Source organism: Clostridiales bacterium (genome assembly GCA_030016385.1).
GTDB lineage: Bacteria > Bacillota > Clostridia > Clostridiales > Oxobacteraceae > JASEJN01.
Genome location: JASEJN010000017.1, coordinates 36,936 through 55,003, shown reverse-complemented (window position 1 = coordinate 55,003; position 18,068 = coordinate 36,936). Strand labels below are relative to the sequence as shown.

The 18,068-nt window shown below is 39.1% G+C and carries 19 protein-coding genes and 1 riboswitch; of the genes, 5 read left to right on the top strand and 14 right to left on the bottom strand.

Features of this window, described 5'->3' with window-relative positions; genetic code table 11:
- Positions 1 to 227: 227 nt before the first annotated feature.
- The 4 genes from QME45_06065 (at position 228) to QME45_06050 (ending at position 3,545) form a co-directional block, all read left to right on the top strand.
- A complete protein-coding gene (locus QME45_06065; GenBank protein ID MDI6618230.1) occupies positions 228 to 626 on the top strand; it encodes an FAD-dependent oxidoreductase in 399 nt (132 codons plus the stop codon).
- A 148-nt stretch (positions 627 to 774) separates the two neighbouring features.
- Positions 775 to 1,125: a TQO small subunit DoxD gene (locus QME45_06060; GenBank protein ID MDI6618229.1), complete on the top strand. Its 351-nt coding sequence runs from the start codon at positions 775 to 777 to the stop codon at positions 1,123 to 1,125.
- Between the two features lie 433 nt (positions 1,126 to 1,558).
- A complete protein-coding gene (locus QME45_06055) occupies positions 1,559 to 2,479 on the top strand; it encodes a polyprenyl synthetase family protein (protein ID MDI6618228.1) in 921 nt (306 codons plus the stop codon).
- Between the two features lie 25 nt (positions 2,480 to 2,504).
- Positions 2,505 to 3,545 carry a M42 family metallopeptidase gene (locus QME45_06050; protein MDI6618227.1) on the top strand — a complete coding sequence of 347 codons (1,041 nt, stop codon included), beginning with the start codon at positions 2,505 to 2,507 and terminating at the stop codon, positions 3,543 to 3,545.
- 10 nt (positions 3,546 to 3,555) lie between these two features.
- On the opposite strand, the gene nth is transcribed toward QME45_06050, so the two are convergent.
- The 12 genes from nth to QME45_05990 all read right to left on the bottom strand — a co-directional run bounded on the left by nth (position 3,556) and on the right by QME45_05990 (position 13,743).
- Positions 3,556 to 4,194, bottom strand: coding sequence for an endonuclease III (gene nth / locus QME45_06045; GenBank protein MDI6618226.1), 639 nt, complete (start codon positions 4,192 to 4,194; stop codon positions 3,556 to 3,558).
- A gap of 13 nt (positions 4,195 to 4,207) precedes the next feature.
- Complete coding sequence (locus tag QME45_06040) at positions 4,208 to 4,393, bottom strand: OadG-related small transporter subunit (protein ID MDI6618225.1); 186 nt, start codon at positions 4,391 to 4,393, stop codon at positions 4,208 to 4,210.
- A 16-nt stretch (positions 4,394 to 4,409) separates the two neighbouring features.
- Positions 4,410 to 5,510, bottom strand: a complete 1,101-nt coding sequence (locus QME45_06035) for a sodium ion-translocating decarboxylase subunit beta (GenBank protein ID MDI6618224.1) — start codon at positions 5,508 to 5,510, stop codon at positions 4,410 to 4,412.
- A gap of 29 nt (positions 5,511 to 5,539) precedes the next feature.
- The gene (locus tag QME45_06030) at positions 5,540 to 6,241 is read right to left on the bottom strand and encodes a lysophospholipid acyltransferase family protein (GenBank protein MDI6618223.1); all 702 of its coding nucleotides are present in this window, start codon (positions 6,239 to 6,241) and stop codon (positions 5,540 to 5,542) included.
- 60 nt (positions 6,242 to 6,301) lie between these two features.
- Positions 6,302 to 7,417 carry a tRNA epoxyqueuosine(34) reductase QueG gene (gene queG, locus QME45_06025; protein ID MDI6618222.1) on the bottom strand — a complete coding sequence of 372 codons (1,116 nt, stop codon included), beginning with the start codon at positions 7,415 to 7,417 and terminating at the stop codon, positions 6,302 to 6,304.
- A 160-nt stretch (positions 7,418 to 7,577) separates the two neighbouring features.
- Positions 7,578 to 8,096, bottom strand: coding sequence for a GNAT family protein (locus QME45_06020; GenBank protein ID MDI6618221.1), 519 nt, complete (start codon positions 8,094 to 8,096; stop codon positions 7,578 to 7,580).
- Positions 8,097 to 8,339: 243 nt separating this feature from the next.
- The gene (gene sleB / locus QME45_06015) at positions 8,340 to 9,005 is read right to left on the bottom strand and encodes a spore cortex-lytic enzyme (GenBank protein MDI6618220.1); all 666 of its coding nucleotides are present in this window, start codon (positions 9,003 to 9,005) and stop codon (positions 8,340 to 8,342) included.
- 68 nt (positions 9,006 to 9,073) lie between these two features.
- Positions 9,074 to 9,343, bottom strand: a complete 270-nt coding sequence (locus tag QME45_06010) for a spore coat protein (protein ID MDI6618219.1) — start codon at positions 9,341 to 9,343, stop codon at positions 9,074 to 9,076.
- Between the two features lie 12 nt (positions 9,344 to 9,355).
- A complete protein-coding gene (locus QME45_06005; GenBank protein ID MDI6618218.1) occupies positions 9,356 to 9,553 on the bottom strand; it encodes a spore coat protein in 198 nt (65 codons plus the stop codon).
- A gap of 117 nt (positions 9,554 to 9,670) precedes the next feature.
- Positions 9,671 to 10,954, bottom strand: coding sequence for an Nramp family divalent metal transporter (locus tag QME45_06000; GenBank protein MDI6618217.1), 1,284 nt, complete (start codon positions 10,952 to 10,954; stop codon positions 9,671 to 9,673).
- An 11-nt stretch (positions 10,955 to 10,965) separates the two neighbouring features.
- Entirely contained in the window at positions 10,966 to 12,231 is a 1,266-nt protein-coding gene (locus QME45_05995) for a CBS domain-containing protein (GenBank protein MDI6618216.1), read from the bottom strand.
- Between the two features lie 257 nt (positions 12,232 to 12,488).
- Positions 12,489 to 12,654, bottom strand: a riboswitch (M-box (ykoK) riboswitch).
- Between the two features lie 60 nt (positions 12,655 to 12,714).
- Entirely contained in the window at positions 12,715 to 13,743 is a 1,029-nt protein-coding gene (locus QME45_05990) for a Na/Pi symporter (GenBank protein ID MDI6618215.1), read from the bottom strand.
- Between the two features lie 327 nt (positions 13,744 to 14,070).
- Between QME45_05990 and QME45_05985 the strand changes: the two genes are divergently transcribed.
- A complete protein-coding gene (locus QME45_05985; GenBank protein MDI6618214.1) occupies positions 14,071 to 15,894 on the top strand; it encodes a YgiQ family radical SAM protein in 1,824 nt (607 codons plus the stop codon).
- Between the two features lie 6 nt (positions 15,895 to 15,900).
- On the opposite strand, the gene QME45_05980 is transcribed toward QME45_05985, so the two are convergent.
- Positions 15,901 to 16,773, bottom strand: coding sequence for a YegS/Rv2252/BmrU family lipid kinase (locus QME45_05980; GenBank protein ID MDI6618213.1), 873 nt, complete (start codon positions 16,771 to 16,773; stop codon positions 15,901 to 15,903).
- Positions 16,774 to 17,287: 514 nt separating this feature from the next.
- The gene (locus tag QME45_05975) at positions 17,288 to 17,716 is read right to left on the bottom strand and encodes a CBS domain-containing protein (protein ID MDI6618212.1); all 429 of its coding nucleotides are present in this window, start codon (positions 17,714 to 17,716) and stop codon (positions 17,288 to 17,290) included.
- Positions 17,717 to 18,068: the final 352 nt, after the last annotated feature.

Sequence of the window (18,068 nt, the reverse complement as noted above, 5' to 3'; positions counted from 1 at the left end):
GCTGGCCTTAGAACTTACAAAACTTGAATCTGGCGAATGAGTGTTCAAAATAACACAAGTTCAGGCTGCGGACTCAAGCTTGGAGCATATCCCATTGTGAGCATTTTCATTGCTAATATAAAATATGTATCCAATTTCAGCTTTCTTTTTTTGTAAAAACAGGTTAAAATAAGGAGGATATTTATTGCTATTATTATGGTAAATTGAAATCATGGGGGGGGGATATTATGGATAAAAAGCGTATAATCATATTGGGTGCAGGTTATGCCGGCGTTAATGCTGCAAAGCTGCTCAATAAAAAATATGAGAAAAATGAAAATATAGAGATCACTTTAATCGATAAAAATCCTTATCATACTTTGATGACGGAACTCCATGAGGTTGCAGGTTCAAGGATTGAACCCGATGGTGTAAAGATACCGCTTCGTAAGATCTTCAACAGGACAAAAGTTGAAGTGATTACGGATAACATTATATCTGCAGATCCCAAGAGTCGGAAACTTCAGTCGGAATCCACATGCTATAGTTATGATTATCTTGTTGTCGGTGCGGGAAGCGAACCTGCATATTTTGACATACCCGGGATCAAAGAAAATGCATTTGCCATAATGACTCCGGCCCGATAATATCAAGATTGTAAGTACAGCCGCATCGGCAGTATCAGGCGCCTCCAACGCAGCAAGTACCGCCACCCAAGCAGTATCGGGCGCATCGCAGCAAGCCGGTCAGGCCGCCCAGTCTGCTGCAAACACAGTGGTTCCGTTGTTGAAGACGGTGCCCGGATTTTATCAATCTTTTATGAATACATTCGTTGCTCCTCATGCATACTTTTTCCAGGCATGCGTGGTTTTGGGAGAAGTTGCATTAGGGCTTGCGCTTATAGCCGGGCTTTTCACAGTCCTTGCATCCCTCGGATCAATATTTCTGTGCCTCAACTTCATACTTTCGGCAATGGCGGATAAAACGATATTCTGGTATATATTCGCAAGCATTGCAATGTTCGGAGGTGCAGGAAGAGCATTCGGGCTTGACTACTATGTGATGCCGTGGTTATATAAAAAGTGGCAGAAAATATGGTTTAAAAAGAAAATAAAAATAAATACAGGGGCTTCAATCAACGTATGAGTTATGTCATTATTAAAACCATGTGAAAGCTCAATTTTCACATGGTTTTAATATATACCGGCTTTTCTGAAGGAGTGCAGTTAAAAATTAGGAGTCAGCGTTACAGGTTCTGTCTTTCATAACCTCGGGCAGATACTTATGGCCTCATTAATTATAAATAACATAAAAATAGCATATTACCTTCCTCTTTTGATAATAGCGGGTATCGGCACGGGAATTTTTGTAGGTCTGACTTCGATGTATCTTTTAAAATACATTAAAAAGATTCATTTTGATAAAATTATATAAGGCACAGTGTATATATTATTCGAATATAAAATATGCGCCCTATAGAGCATGCTTGTATCTTCTAAAATTATAAACTTGAATTTGTAATGAGGTTGATTGTATAAATAACTTTTGGAGAGAATTCCCTGAAATAGATAAAGACCTTATGAAAATAAAAAATATAATAAAGGAAAGCATACGCTCAAACGAGAATATAGTAGAGGATCCTCTTCTCGGCCTTATAAATTCCGGGGGAAAACTCCTGCGTCCGGCCTTCGTGCTGCTTTCCGGAAGATTTGGAAAGTATGACGCGGAAAAACTCTATCCGATTGCTTCTGTTATGGAATTGCTGCATATGGCAACCCTGGTACACGATGACATAATAGATAAGGCGGACCTTCGAAGAGGCAGTATAACGGTTCAATCAAAGTACGGAAGTGACAGGGCTGTATTCATAGGAGATTTTTTATTCTGCAAGTGCTTCATGCTTCTATCGGACAATAGCTCCATAGAAAACATGAAAACACTGTCAAAAGTGATGTCAAAGATTTGTATCGGCGAAATACGCGAGTTTTCATCAAAAAGAAACATCCATATATCCATCATGGATTATCTTAAAATAATAAGATCCAAAACAGCCGCACTGTTCTCATTAAGCTTTTACGCGGGGGCCCATGAGAGCCAATGCAGCAGGAAGCTTTGCAGTAAACTCGCAAATATAGGACTCAATATTGGCATGGCCTTCCAAATAATAGACGACATTCTTGACTGCACTGGCAGCGCTGAAATTATAGGGAAACCCACAGCGCACGATATAAAAGACGGCACTTATACACTACCCGTTATATATGCTCTGCACACAAATAATACGGAGCTTCCCGATATACTTAGCAAGGATACATTAAGCAGCAATGATATCGTCAGGATATTGGAAATAGCAAAGGAAACAAGGGGGCTGGAAAAAGCAAAGAAGCTTTCCGAAAAATATACCGACAAGGCTTTCAAACTCATAGCGGAACTTCCCGAGAATGGCAGCAAACATGTGCTGATAGATGTAACAGAAAAGCTGCTTGTAAGACAATTTTAAATTTTAATTGATTGGAGATGTTAAAATGGAAATCGATAAAAACTATATTAAAAATGTCCTGGGAAAAATTTTGAATACTCCAAGTCCTTCAGGAAATACGGAAAAAGTCATGAATATCGTGGAAGGTGAATTTGCTAAATTCAGCACATCTGTTAAAAGGACTAATAAAGGAGCGCTTATAGCAACAATAAGCGGCAAAAGCGACGATAAGCAAAAAACCCTGTCTGCTCACGTTGATACATTAAGCGCCATGGTAAAGGAAGTGAAAAGCTCGGGAAGGCTTTCAATAGCACAGATAGGAGGCTATATGGGCCAGTCCGTAGAGGGTTCAAATTGCACTATCGAGACACTTGGCGGCATGCAATATTCAGGTACTATACAGACTATAAAGCCTTCCGTCCATATACATTCGGATGCCAAAAAATTGGACAGGAAGATAGAAAATTATGAAGTCGTTATAGATGAAAAAGTTTTTTCAAAAGAAGATGTCTTAAATTTGGGAATCGATGTTGGCGATTTTGTATTTCTGGACCCAAGGGTTGTATTCACCAAAAGCGGCTTTATAAAATCCCGCCACTTGGACGATAAAGCAAGTGTTGCCATATTGCTCGGCTGTGCAAAATATATATATGACAATAAAATAATTCCTGAAAACACCATAAACTTTTTTATAAGCAACTATGAGGAGGTAGGTCATGGGGCATCGGGCGCTATTCCTCCCAGGACATGTGAATTTATCTCTGTCGATATGGGCGCTCCCGGAGAAGGCCAAAATTCCACCGAGTATTCCGTATGCATCTGTGCCAAAGATTCGTCAGGCCCTTATGATCTTGAACTCAGAAAAAGAATGGTGGATTTGTGCAAGAAAAATAGCATAGATTACAGAATCGATATATATCCGAACTACAGCTCCGACGCCAGCGCTGCCCTGCTTGCCGGATGGGACATAAGGACTGCCGTCATAGGCGCCGGCATTTATGCATCCCATGGGTATGAAAGGACTCATGAAGATTCCATCATAAATACCGCAAAACTTGTTATAGGATACATAAAAAGCGCAATTTGATTTGCGCTTTTTATGTATCCTTTCCCTTACGGAAATTGCAATATTCAGCTACAGGGCATATATCGCATTTGGGTTTTCTTGCACTGCAAATCCTCCTGCCATGCCAAATCAAAAGATGATGGGCCTTGCTCCACATATCCTTTGGGATGGCTTTCATAAGCTGTTTTTCAGTATCCAGTACATTTTTGCTGTCTGAGAGCCCTATCCTGTTTGAAACTCTAAAAACATGGGTATCCACCGCTATAGCAGGTATGCCGAATGCATTGCTTAAAACGACATCGGCAGTTTTACGTCCGACTCCCGGCAAAGACATTAAATCCTCCATCCGATTTGGGACCTGACCGCCAAACTTTTCTACAATCTCCCTGCATGCAGATAATATGTTTTTAGCCTTGTTCCTGTATATTCCTATGATTTTTATTTCCTGCTCGAGCTTATCCTGCGTAATGTTTAAAAAATCATAGGGTGTTTTGTATTGTTCAAATAATTTTTGAGTGACTTTATTTACAGTTTTATCAGTTGATTGCGCGCTAAGCATAACTGCAACAAGAAGTTCAAAGGGATTTTTAAATTTAAGCTCACTTCCCGCATTTGGATATGTCTTATCCAATATGCTTAAAACCTTTTTTGCATCAACCTCCACAGCCATACCTCCGATTGCTTCATTTACTCTTACCCTTTTCAGGAAACAACTTTATCAATAATTTTACAATAATATAGAAAAGGAATAACACCCCGATTACGGTAACCATTCCATATCCCATTATAGTGAGTCCCTTTTTGGCAGTATTGATAGCCTCCTTACTGAAAGGAAGAGCTATTTGGGCTGCGAAAAATAATCTTAACATATATCATTCCTCCTTTTTATGAAAGCAGAGCTATTAAAATTCCGCCGGCTATTACGGAGCCAACTTGTCCCGCAACATTAGAGCCTATTGAATGCATAAGTATGAAATTCCCCGGATCTTCCTTTTGGGCAATTTTCTGTACAACCCTTGCGGACATAGGAAAGGCCGATATCCCTGCCGCACCGACCATGGGATTTATCTTGTTTTTCAGGAAGATATTCAATATCTTTGCGAATATTACTCCTCCTGCAGTATCAAAAACAAAGGCGACAAGGCCAAGAAGAATTATGCCGAGGGTGCTTACCTGGACAAATTGGCTTCCAACCATCGTCGAGCCTATTGCAAGCCCAAGAAGTATTGTAGTTATGTTTACCATTTCATTCTGAGCCGACTTTGACAACCTGTCGACTACTCCGCATTCCCTTAAAAAGTTGCCGAACATCAGGAATCCTATTAAAGCTATGGATTGAGGCGCAATTATCCCGGATATAAGCGTTACAACTATAGGAAATAATAGTTTTACCGCTTTTGAAATTTTTTCCGGCTTATAAGGCATTCTTATCATTCTTTCCCTCTTAGTTGTAAGTGCCTTGATGACCGGAGGCTGTATCATAGGAACTAAGGACATGTAAGAATATGCCGCAACAGATATCGGCCCTAAAAGTTCCTTTGCGAATCTACTTGCAACGAATATCGAAGTAGGTCCGTCTGCGGCTCCTATTATACCTATCGATGCTGCTTCATTCAATGGATAGCCAAGCAGCGCGGCTACAATAAGGGTCGCAAATATGCCAAACTGTGCCGCCGCCCCGAAAAGAAGCATAAGCGGGTTCTGCAAAAGAGGCCCGAAATCGATCATTGCACCGATGCCTATAAATATGAGAAGTGGTGCTATTTCAGTTACGATAAGCGCATCTTTGAATATCGTCAAAACACCGCCCTGGCCAATTGCGCCTGTAAGCGGTATATTTGCCATTATGCATCCGAAACCCATGGGTACCAAGAGCGAAGGTTCAAAATCTTTCTTGACCGCAAGATAGATTAGTCCAAGTCCTACAGCGATCATAAGCCAATCCTGCCATGTCGATTGAAGCAAACCTTTAAATAGTATTTCCAACAATATTTCCCCCTTTGTTTATTGTATTGTCATTCTCCATAGATTCCCCGGTATTCCGGAGAAAGAAGAGAAGCAATTTTTTTCATTACAATAACTATCGTCTTTTCCTCATATTTCCTCCTATTCTCATTATCACTCCTTTCAGGAATATAAAAACTTTCCCCTATCGTCACCCTGACGTCGGCATGAAAAAATCTTTCCTTTCCCATATCCTCGTCGTTTATAGGCATGAGCCTTTCAGTGCCTTCTATCCCGATAGGCACAATAGGCAGCCGGCACAATTTTGCGATCAATATTATGCCTCTTTTGCCTTTTATCAAAGATGCCGACCTGCTCCTTGTCCCCTCAGGGAATATGCACACTGACTGGCCGGATTTCAAAAGTTCAACCGCTTTCGATATAGCGGATATATCTGGAGAATTCGGATTGATAGGAACAGTTTTTACTATATCCAGTCCGAGTTTTGTAATCTCATTGTGTGAAAGCTTGACACCTGCAAGATACCATACGCTGCCGTCCCCTAGTATTTTGTTTAATATGAGCCCGTCCGAATTGCTAAGATGGTTGCTTATAAAGATAACCGGCCTTTTAATACTGCCAAGCAACTCTTTATTTATAACCGTTATATCGGCATACTTTTTTATATAGCCGTCTAGAATAAATTTTACAACTTTTTTGAGTAACGGTTTTGGAAACATATGGATTATTTTTGCAGTCTTTTTTGATATCATAATAAACATTCCTTTTAAGCAATAAGCAATATAATATTGATTTGACTTCGACTCGTCAAACTATCGGCCTGTCAGACCTATAAGCTTTTTTATAATTTCCCTGATTTCAACGTCACGCTCTGTTTTGAGGTGTTCCTCTAGAATATCTTTGCTGCCATCATTTAAAAGATTGTAAATAGCATATATACAGACCTTTCTTATATCATTCCTTTCATCCGACAGCATTTTCAATAAATATTTTGCATTGGATTTATTTTTGCTGTTGCTAATCGCTATCAACGCATTTTTTTGAATATTTTTTTTGCCTCTCCAGCCGCATGACGTACCCTTAAATGTCTCTTTGAATGTCTTGTTGTCCATGTTTAATATTCTCAAGGTGTCAGGGTATGCATTCCACTCCTTCGGTATAAATTCAGGATGGTTCACTGCCGGAGCATTCTTATTCCTCGGACAAACATCCTGGCAGGCATCGCATCCATATATGTTGTATTTCATATTACCGTAATACTCCTCCGGTATATCCTTAATCTGGGTAAGGTATGATACACACTTTTTCGCATTCAATGTATATTCTTCGCATAATGCACCGGACGGGCATGCTTTGATGCACAGATCACAGTTTCCGCAGCTGTCATCCACAGGATCATCGGGATCAATCTTTAGATCAGTAAGTATCTCTCCGAGGAAAATATATGATCCAAATATCGGGCTTATAATCGAGCAATTCTTGCCTGTAAAGCCTATTCCGGCACGCCTTGCGATTTCTCTCTCCAGAAGAGGATTGCTGTCCACAAATATTTTTGCTTTTGCATCGAATTTTTTTTCTATATATGCTGCCAGACCGCCCAACTTATCCTTCATAACCTTGTGATAATCCATGCCCCATGATGACCTCGACATATTGGCCTTGAATCCATATTCACTTTTTTGCTTTATCAGGCTTTTATCTATATTGTACGATAAAGCCGCAGATATCATCGTCCTGCATCCGTCCAGCAAAAGTGAAGGATCGATGCCCTTTTTAATATCCCATGTTTCAAATCCGGATAAAAATCCTTTTTTTACCCTATCGGCCAGTACCGGTTCAATATTATTAAAATCCCCGCATAAGGCAAAACCGATGGCATCAATCCCGATCTCTTTGGACTCATGGATAATCGCATTTTTAATATTCAAATGCACCATCCTTTTCAATTCCGCATAATAATTTATAAACAATAATATTATACAAGAATATTGTTAAAACAACAAATAATATTCTTGAAATGTAATATAAATTATTTTGATCGCTAAATTCAATTTCTATAATTTCAATGGCCTGCGTCAATTGAAAACTCTATTCTTCCTTTTTTAATTCCATTACAAACTCATCATACTTCATGCCGTTTCTTATTACTCTGTCCCTTATTATCCCTACAATCTTAAACCCACAGGATTTATAGCACCTTATGGCGCGGATATTAAAAGAAAAAACTTTAAGGTATATTGAATTAAACCTTAAATGGTTAAAGCAAAATTTTTTTGCAGTATTTATTGCATCCTTTCCGTAACCTATTCCTCTCAGCTCTTTTTTCCCTATTGTTATGACAAGCTCAGTAGTCTTTTTGATATAATCCATAGGGAAAAGCCACAGCTCCCCGATTACATCGCCATCCTTGTCTTCAATCATAAAAATCAACCTTTTTCCTTTAATCCCGTCATTGTACATATATTTAATAAACCACGGATCATAGAAAAATGGATATTCTTCCTGGGCATAAAATTGTACTTCAAGGTCATTTATCCATTTCTGTATATAGTTTAAATCGCTTTTTCTAATGGACCTCAGGTTCGTGATTTCACCTTTTATTACCATGCAATTCCCTCAGATAAGCAAACTTAGTTTACTATATGAAGGAAGTTTTATTAATGTGAAATAAAACTGTCCGATATATGCAACTTCACATATTGTGAAAATGCTCGCCATGGGGTATGTTTAGACTTGGGTCTGCAACCTGAACTTGTGTTATTTGAGCACTCATTCGCCAGATTCAAGTTTTGTAAGTTCTCATAATGTTCATTCGTTGCTCAAAAATACACAAGTTCATCCCATAAACATTTACTTGCAAAAATTATGGCTGCCTATAACCTTGATTATGGGCCTCGACCATATCCACTTGTTTGTCGTTTTAGCCGGATTGTAATAGTATAATGCTCCTCCCGAAGGATCCCACCCATTTAACGCATCTCTCGCCGCATTTATGGAACTTGTCGCGGGATTTATATTTATCTGGCCGTCCGTTACGGCTGTAAAAGCTCCAGGCTGATAGATTACACCTGCGATCGTTCTCGGGAAACGCGGATCCCTTGTCCTGTTTATGATAACAGCCCCTACTGCAACCTGACCTGTATAAGGCTCGCCTCTTGCTTCGCCGTGTATTGCCCTTGCTAAAAGATATAGATCCGAACTGCCTGCATTCGAGGAAGACTTGCCGACATTGATCCCAAGAGCTGCAAGGGTTTGGGGACCTATAATGCCGTCCACCCTTAACCCGTTTTTGGTCTGGAATTTTCTTATCGCTATGTAAGTTTTATATCCATATATACCATCAACAGATCCTTCGTAATACCCCCAATCCCTTAATCTCCTCTGGGTCTCTGTTATCGTAGGCCCTCTTGAACCCCAATAATAATCGGCCATAATCGATGTTTTATCTGAGTCATAAATAATATAGGAGAAATATAAGATAATCAAAGCCATAAACAGCAATAATATTTTTTTCATCTGTTTCCTCCTTCCGATTTCTAATGTTCTTAAAAACAAAGCAGCACCATACGATGCTGCCGGAAATTCTATAAACTGCTTTTAACGTTTTGAAAATTCTGTTTTGCCTTCTGTATGTCCATCGGATTTGCAGTAGTTGTAGTATACCAGCCCTTTTGAACCATGGCATCATATATTTTATTATGAATATCATGTTCACAGTTTAAAAGGCCCATAAGCTCGTTCCTTAAATTCATGTTGCTGGCTTCATTGCTGTATACATCATAATTACTTGTTATCTTTTTTTCGCTGAAAAGCAAGTCATTTATAACTTCCCTTTCACTCATATTAATTGGCATATAAAAACCTCCTTAGTTCATGTTTAGAATACCGAACAATTTGTTGTAATGATCCTTATGTTCCTGAGCTGTTTTATTGCACAGATCCTTTAAATTTGAATCGGTGCACTCCTGTGCCGCGGTTTCAAACTTTTTTACCAATAGTGACTCGACTGTGAGCTGATCCTCCAGTATATGAAGATCCTTTTGAGATAACTGATTTGCTGCCATTGTATTCCTCCTTTACATATTTTAGAGCATCGTTTACCGCTCTAAATAACTTCGAGATTATTATTTGTTTTATACAAAAAAAAATACAAAAAAAATAAACACTTCATGTGCCTATTTTTACCATTTAAGCAATTGCCCTATCGATACAAACAACAAAAGCAAAGTAAGCGCTATTACAAATATCACAGTTGTCCATGCTACAATATTGTAACCCTTCGAATTCACATATTCCCCCATGAGCTCTTTATTATTTATAAGCTTCAGCATGTAAACGAGTATGACAGGCAACAATATTCCATTGACTTCCTGGGATATCAGCATAATTTTGATTAAATTAATCTTAGGAAGTAGCACGATGCCAGCTCCTGCTGCTATTAATGCCGTATACAGCCCAAAGAAAACCGGAGCTTCATTCCACTTTTTGTCAATGCCGCTCTCCCATCCGAAGGCTTCACATATCGCATATGATGTCGACAATGGAAGAACACTTGCTGCAAGCACCGAGGCTCCGAATAACCCGACGGCAAACAGCAGAGACGCATAATTCCCCGCAAGAGGCTTTAATGCAATGGCGGCATCTCCTGCAGTCTGTATTTCCCTTGGTCCTACTCTGTAATATATAACTGCAGCCGTAGATACGATTATAAAAAAAGATATAAAATCTGTAATAAATGCTCCAAATAGGACCTCGGCCTTTTCATACTTATAATTTTTTATATTTATTCCCTTATCGACGACGGATGACTGAAGGAAAAACTGCATCCATGGAGTTATAGTCGTACCGATTGTACCGATGAAAAGCAATATAAACTTCGAATCTTTAAAGTCAAATGTCGGCACGAAAGTACTCTTAAGTATAAGTCCCCAATCGGGTTTTAATGCCACACCCGATATAACATATGATATGAATACCAGCGTCAGCAGTAAAAACGCCTTCTCAACCTGCTTATAGTTTCCCTTTATAATGAGCATCCAGAGAAAAAAGGCCACCAGAGGAACTACAATAAACTTGGCGGGTATCCCCATGATATTGCCTGGCAGCAACAAATCGGCAGAAGCTGCTATACCTGCAAAATCAGCGATTATATTTGTAATATTAGCTATCAGAAGCGTTACCATGGCAAATAGCGTCAGCTTGACTCCAAACTGTTCCCTGATTAAATCCGACAGCCCTTTCCCCGTAACCGCCCCCATGCGGGAGCACATTTCCTGAACTATTCCAAGGCTTATCGTAATCAATATAAGACTCCATAGTAATTTATATCCGTATGCAGCGCCAACCTGAGCGTATGTTGCGATTCCGCCCGCATCATTATCGGCATTTGCCGTAATAAGGCCCGGACCCAGAACCGACAGAAAAAGTATTATATTTCTTAATTTACCGTTTTTAACAGGTTTCACAGTATCACCACCTATATGGCTCTTTTAAGCCGTCTTTTCCATCTCGGCAGCAATACTTCATCGACTATGTCGCCAAGTATGCACATGCCGACCAGCACATTTTTTTCATCGACAACCGGTACCGCAAGCAGGTCGTATTTGGTTATAAGCTCTGTAACTTCATCCAGCGTATCCGTATCCCTAATAAACACAGGCTGCTGATTCATTATCTCGGATAGCTTTGTATCCGGTTTTGAAACTATAAGATCCCTTAATGAGACTACTCCTACCAGCCGCCTTAATCCATCGGTAATATAAAGGTAATATGTCGTATCCGATTGGGGCTTAAGTTCTCTAAGTTCGTTGATAGTCTCTTCAACTGTAAGGCCGGGTGAGAATGATACATATTCCGTATTCATTATGCTGCCCACCCTGGTTTCCTCATATTTCATCAGCGTCCTTATCTCGCTGGCATCTTCATCTTCCATATTATCAAGTAGCTTTTCGGCTTTCTCCTCTTCCATATCATCCAGAATGTCCGCTATTTCATCATTATCCATATTATCAAGTATGCCGCTTGCCTTATCTTCATTTAAACTGTCAAGCATATCTGCCTGGATATCCGGGTCGATCTCTTCGAGAGTATTTGCAGCCGTTTCATCATCGAGCGATTGAAATACCTGGTTCCTGTATTTCGTATCAAGGCTTTCAAGTATATCGGCTATATCAGCGGGATGAAGTTTTGAAAGCTTTTTATAAGAAACATTCAAAGTAAGTTTGTCTGTATCAAGCTTTAAAGGTTCAACATTATCCCATGTAATCAACCTGTCATGCAATGTCCTATTAAAAAGTCTTGCAAACGCCATGAAAAATTTTCCCATGCCGAGCCTGCGTACAAGACCGGTAAAACCCACATCGACAGCAATTACTTTTAAAACTCCATTTAACTCTGCAAGTTTTAAATCATTAACTCTTACAACTTTTCTGCCATTTATATCTACGATCTGTTTATCCAGAAGTTTCTTGGACAAATATATAAGGTTATCTCCCCTGTACTCCTTCGTTTTTTCACATGATATATGGAGTTTGCCGTTATCCTGTTCATAAATATCTATGAAACCGTAATTAACATCTATAACATTTCCATTGTCCTTTTTTATGCGTAAGGCAGCAACTCTCGGGATCTGTTCATTGTTAAGCACTCCAAGATCTATTATTTTTCCAACCGAATTGCTCTGGCTGTCATATAACTTATTGTCAAGCACAGTGCTCAAAAAAACGCTTAATAATCTTTTCACATTATCCTCTCCTTACGGCAGAGGAGTTATTCATCGATAAGTGTATGGACGAGCATCTCCTCCGCTTTAATATTAATTTTTGAAATAAGAACACAATTTATACTTCGACTGGGGCCGGCGTCCATCCATAACCACCACCTTTTGCGCTTGATCTGTTAAAGGGAAAATTTTTATAAGCGGCCATTCTATCGTTCAAAAGGCACTTTAACAGAACTTTTTGTTAAAAAAAATAAGCCTGCTCAAGGCTCTAAAACTCAAAACAAATTATCTCGTTGAGTTTTAGCACTATATGACTTTAGCTAAATGCAAGCTACATTAGATAAAACCTTAATCCGGCAATACCTGTTTACCCAGTTGGCATCTCTCGATGTTTCAGGGCAGCAGCATTTATCCACATAGGAGCCTCACCTAACAATTCTATTTATTTTTTTCATAGATATTATATAATATATATCATGAAAATGTAACCATTCTTATCTCATTTTACCGATTATTTTTTCTATCGGGAACAATGTTCTCTATAAGCCTTACATAATATTTGGTTACAGGCAGAAAAACAATTGCGCTTAAAACATTGAAAAGCGTATGGGAATTTGCAACCTGCCTTTCAATCGGCATACCCGGTGATAATAACTGTACGAGTGTGATAAACGGCTTAATTGCGATGATAGCAACCATTCCTCCAATAATATTGTAGAGTGTATGCGCCCATGCCGCCCTTTTTGAGGCGGTATTCCCAGTAGCTGCCGCAAGCTGGGCCGCCGCACAGGTACCTATGTTGCTGCCTATCATAAGGCTTATTGCGCCTCCAAGCGATATCAGATCATATCGGGCAAGTATCATCGTTACACCCATCACCGCCGAGCTGCTTTGAACGGCTGCTGTAAGCAGCGTCCCTATTATAAGGGATATGATCGTATTGTTACCATACACCCTGAAAAAATTTATAATGTAAGGATCCGACTTCAAAAAAGGAACTCCTGAATTTATTAGCCTTAGCCCTAAAAGAAGCATGCCAAGTCCCATCAAACCCCGTCCAGTATTCTTAAACAGATTTTTGTTTGAAGATATCATTATTATGTAACCTATTCCTATTAACGGCAGCGATACTTCCGTTATATCCAATGCCATAAGCTGGGCTGTAATCGTCGTCCCTATATTCGCCCCGTATATTATTCCTACAGCCTGGTTAAGATTCATGAGCCCGGCGTTGACAAACCCCACCGTAAGCACTGTAACCGCCGTGCTGCTTTGTACAAGTGCAGTTATAAATATCCCTGTGAAAAACGCGCTCAAAAGATTTCCTGCAAATATCGACAATGTCTTTTTTATAAATCCGCCTGCGGCCTTTTCAAAGCTGCTTCCCATAAGCTCGACTCCATACATTAAAAGCGCCGAGCCGCCTATAACTCCGAAAACCAAATCCTTTACAGAATCAACATGCATATTGAATTTTCGGCGTATTAAAATTATAACATACGCCCTGAAACCTGCCTCTTTTTTGAACTTCAATAAATTATATGCTCAAACTTCGATTCGTAATGAGCTTAACGATTGGAATAATATGTATGTGCCCTGATTATCGCTTCAATGTAATATAAACCTATGTTATTTTGAACACTCATTCGTTGCTCAAAATAACATAAGCCTATTTATACCTGATTTAATATTACGAATCAGAACTGATTATTACGGGTGTATAAAGATTATTCGCCAGATATAAAAACGTACCCGATTATTGCATATAGTTTTATAAAAGTGAATTATTGTGTTATATTATTAATGTATTTATTTCAAATCGTTAGAAAGGGCCTTGCAGTTTGGCAGAAGGTAATTTTCATGGAAAAAAATTTTTTACCTGTAAACAGAGAGGATATGGAAAAGAGAAAGTGGGACTATATAGATTTTTTATTTATAAGCGGAGACGCATATGTAGATCATCCTTCATTCGGACATGCAATTATAACAAGGCTTCTTGAGAGTAAGGGATTCAGAGTGGGAATCATTCCACAGCCTGACTGGCACAATGTAGATAATATTAAAGTCATGGGAAGACCCAGGCTGGGCGTGCTTATTTCATCAGGAAACATAGACTCCATGGTCAATAATTACAGCGTATCAAAAAGGCGTAGGAGGAAAGATGTTTATTCTCCGGGAGGCAAAACAGGCAGAAGGCCCGACAGGGCGGATATCGTATATGCAAACCTGGCAAGGGAAGCATTCAAGGATGTGCCCATAATCCTCGGCGGCATAGAGGCAAGCCTCAGGCGTTTTGCACATTATGATTACTGGGACAACAAGGTGAGGCGTTCAATACTTTTCGACTCAAAAGCCGATCTTATAATATACGGAATGGGCGAGAAAGCTATCATACAGGTCGCTGACCTGTTAAGATATGGCGATAAAATAAGCGATATTAAGGATATTCGAGGAACGTGCTATATAACAAATAATATAGATGCTTTGAAAGATTATATTATAGTTCCCTCTTTTGAGGAAGTATCAAAAGATAAGCTTTTATATGCAAAAGCTTATAAGGCGCAGTATGAAGAACAGGATGCCATAACCGGAAAAACAATCGTGCAGAAACATGAAGACAGATACCTGGTGCAAAATCCTCCGTCATTTCCGCTATCCACACCCGAACTCGATAAAGTTTACGGTCTCCCTTATATGCGGTGTGCGCATCCCGTATATGATAAAGAGGGCGGCGTACCTGCAATAAAAGAGGTTAAATTCAGCATAACAAGCCACAGAGGATGCTTTGGAGGATGTTCGTTTTGTGCCTTGAACTTTCACCAGGGAAGGACAATACAGCCGAGAAGCCATGAAAGTATAATCAAAGAAGCGAAATCATTTATCGCCGATAAGGATTTTAAGGGATATATAAGCGATGTTGGAGGCCCTACGGCAAACTTCAGACACCCTTCATGCAACAGGCAAAAAAAATACGGCGTATGCAGGGAAAGGCAGTGTCTTTTCCCGACTCCATGCAAAAATATCAATATAGATCACAGCGACTATGTAAAATTATTAAAAAAGCTGAGGGAAATACCCGGCATAAAAAAAGTTTTTATACGTTCAGGCATAAGATATGATTATCTGTTGTATGATAAAAGCAGCGAATTTTTCTATGAGCTTTGCAAATACCACATAAGCGGCCAATTAAAAGTTGCTCCTGAACATATATCGGACAAAGTGCTTAAAAAAATGGGCAAACCTGGCAGGAATGTATATGAAAAGTTTGTTGAAAAATATAATGAAATAAACAAAAAGCTTGGCAAAAAACAGTACCTTGTTCCATATTTGATGTCAAGCCACCCGGGATGTGACCTTGGCGCAGCCATAGAACTTGCCGAATATATACGCGATATGGGTTATGATCCCGAACAGGTTCAGGATTTTTACCCGACTCCCGGAAGCCTCTCCACTTGCATGTACTATACAGGAGTGGACCCGAGGACCATGGAGAAAGTCTATGTGCCACGATCTTACGAAGAGAAATCGGAGCAGAGGGCGCTTCTCCAATTCAGAGACCCCAAAAACTATAAACTGGTCCATGACGCCCTTGTGAAAGCAGGGCGAGAAGACCTCATAGGCTTTGGCAGGAGGTGCCTTATCAAGCCTGAAAAGACCAGAAAGAAAGACCGCCGTAAAAAATAAACATTCTTATGGAACAAAGACATCTATGATATTCGGAACTATTTCCAAACTTATTGGAAATAACGGCCCTGCCTCTCCATCGATATCGGTTTCTATTTTATATTTGCTGTTTATCTTCATTTTATCAGCACGGATATAGATGATATTATCATCCTGAAGATGTTCGCCTCTCAGGATTTTTATAAACAGAGGCAAAAGATCGATTATATTACACGCTTTTATTGCAATAAGGTCAAATTTTCCATCATCGATAACCGCATTTTTCCCGAGCAGATTAAAACCTCCTGCGGAGCATCCGTTAAATGCAATGAAAAGGTATACATCAGCATTTAGCGTTTTATTCCTTGTCGTAAACTGCAGGGGTATGGGCTTGAAATTAGGTATTTGTTCTATGCCTTTCAGATAATATGCCAGTTTGCCGAGAGTATTTTTTAAGTTGGTATCTATTTTTTGGGATACATCTGTAAGGAGCCCTCCGGCGGCAACATTGATAAAATATTTATCATTTATTTTGCCAAGGTCTATTGTCCTCCTTTTCCCTTTTATCATATATTTGCAGCATTTTTTAATATCACGAGGAATCCCAAAATAAGCTGCAAGATCATTTGCCGTCCCCCATGGAAATATTCCTATGGGAAGATTAATGTCATTTTTTATCATGGCATTTACGACTCTGTTTATAGTGCCATCCCCACCGGCCACAGCAATGGAAGTATAATTATCATACTTGGTGAGTTTTACTCCGTATTCTATATCATCTACACCAAGGGTTTTATATGGAACGACCTGATATTCTTCCCTTTGAAAATCGTCTATAACTTCATCGATCCTGTTTTTGAAGCTTCTGTCGCCGGATCCGGGATTATAAATTAAACGCACTTTTTTCAAACTAACACCCCGCAATATCTTTCATGTAATATTTCTTTAGATCAGTGCGGATGCATCCAGACCATTTGTACACCCATTTTACAGCAGTTAATTTTATAACCAATCTGTTATCAATTATTATGGTGGACATAGCCATTGCTTATTCATAACAATATAATACTAGTTAGTTAACATTCATACAAGCAAATAGTAAAAATTTCTTCAATTCGTAATTTGGATTATGTCATTTATTTCGATTTCATATTGCGAATCGAAGTAAAAATTTAATTTCAGTTGCAAAACTTGAGCTTATTAATATGAGCATATTTTATTCGAAGAATATTATTCCAATCGTTAAGCTAGTCTTAAGGGTATGTAAACCTGTTCAGGGCAGAGTCAAAACCCAATTAAAAAATAAAAAACCAGGCTGTATAAAACCCGGTTTAATACAGGTGTTTATTTTATTCAAATAATCTGGAGCACCCGTTATAAATATAAACTAATTTAGTATTCTCACTGAAATAAACTATAGCTCCGGCCTGCTGGGCTTTGAAATATCGTTTAATGCATCCCCGGCTTCATCGACAAGATTTGATTTTGAAGCTATATCTCCGAGTGCAACCATACCTGCAAGTTTACCATTATCCACAACCGGCAGGCGTCTTATCTGGTTTTCCGCCATTATTTTTGCCGCGACGTTCACGTCCATATCCGGGCTGCCGAATACCGGGTTTTCTGTCATAAGCTGGCCGCATGTTACATTTGACGCATTTCCGTCCGGCGCAATCCCCCTGAGCACTATATCCCTGTCTGTTACGATTCCTATGACTTTATCATTATCGCAAACAGGCAAAGATCCGACATTATATTGCTTCATCATTTGGGCGACCTGCGAGACAGGCGTATTCCTGTCAACCTTTTGAACATCTTTTGTCATTATATCCCTAAGTTCCATAAAAATACTTCCTCTCTTCTGTATTATTATTTGTTACATCTTATATTTTTTATCATAGCGGCATTTTTATACTAAAAATCAATCGCATACGGGTGCATTTTTTATATTTGAAGGATATTTCCCGGTCTTTAAGCTCACGACCTTAAAAATTTTCAATTCGTAATTTAAACTTATGTTATTTTGAACACTCATTCGCCAGATTCAAGTTTTGTAAGTTCTAAGGCCTGCAGCCAAAAGAAGGTGCATATTCTTCAAATGATCTTTATACCACAATCTCAAGAGCCAAACTTGTAAATATGACAACTTTATTTTATAATATGGCTTAAGAATTGTTACCGTCTCCCGCCGACGG

What these genes read in the sequence shown, in the direction of transcription:
- QME45_06040 (MDI6618225.1), bottom strand. Translation starts at nt 4,393, where the DNA reads ATGTTAAGATTATTTTTCGCAGCCCAAATAGCTCTTCCTTTCAGTAAG.
- QME45_05985 (MDI6618214.1), top strand. Translation starts at nt 14,071, where the DNA reads ATGGAAAAAAATTTTTTACCTGTAAACAGAGAGGATATGGAAAAGAGA.
- QME45_06030 (MDI6618223.1), bottom strand. Translation starts at nt 6,241, where the DNA reads ATGATATCAAAAAAGACTGCAAAAATAATCCATATGTTTCCAAAACCG.
- QME45_06020 (MDI6618221.1), bottom strand. Translation starts at nt 8,096, where the DNA reads ATGGTAATAAAAGGTGAAATCACGAACCTGAGGTCCATTAGAAAAAGC.
- QME45_05975 (MDI6618212.1), bottom strand. Translation starts at nt 17,716, where the DNA reads ATGGAACTTAGGGATATAATGACAAAAGATGTTCAAAAGGTTGACAGG.
- QME45_06055 (MDI6618228.1), top strand. Translation starts at nt 1,559, where the DNA reads ATGAAAATAAAAAATATAATAAAGGAAAGCATACGCTCAAACGAGAAT.
- QME45_06065 (MDI6618230.1), top strand. Translation starts at nt 228, where the DNA reads ATGGATAAAAAGCGTATAATCATATTGGGTGCAGGTTATGCCGGCGTT.
- QME45_06050 (MDI6618227.1), top strand. Translation starts at nt 2,505, where the DNA reads ATGGAAATCGATAAAAACTATATTAAAAATGTCCTGGGAAAAATTTTG.
- QME45_06010 (MDI6618219.1), bottom strand. Translation starts at nt 9,343, where the DNA reads ATGCCAATTAATATGAGTGAAAGGGAAGTTATAAATGACTTGCTTTTC.
- sleB (MDI6618220.1), bottom strand. Translation starts at nt 9,005, where the DNA reads ATGAAAAAAATATTATTGCTGTTTATGGCTTTGATTATCTTATATTTC.
- QME45_06005 (MDI6618218.1), bottom strand. Translation starts at nt 9,553, where the DNA reads ATGGCAGCAAATCAGTTATCTCAAAAGGATCTTCATATACTGGAGGAT.
- nth (MDI6618226.1), bottom strand. Translation starts at nt 4,194, where the DNA reads ATGGCTGTGGAGGTTGATGCAAAAAAGGTTTTAAGCATATTGGATAAG.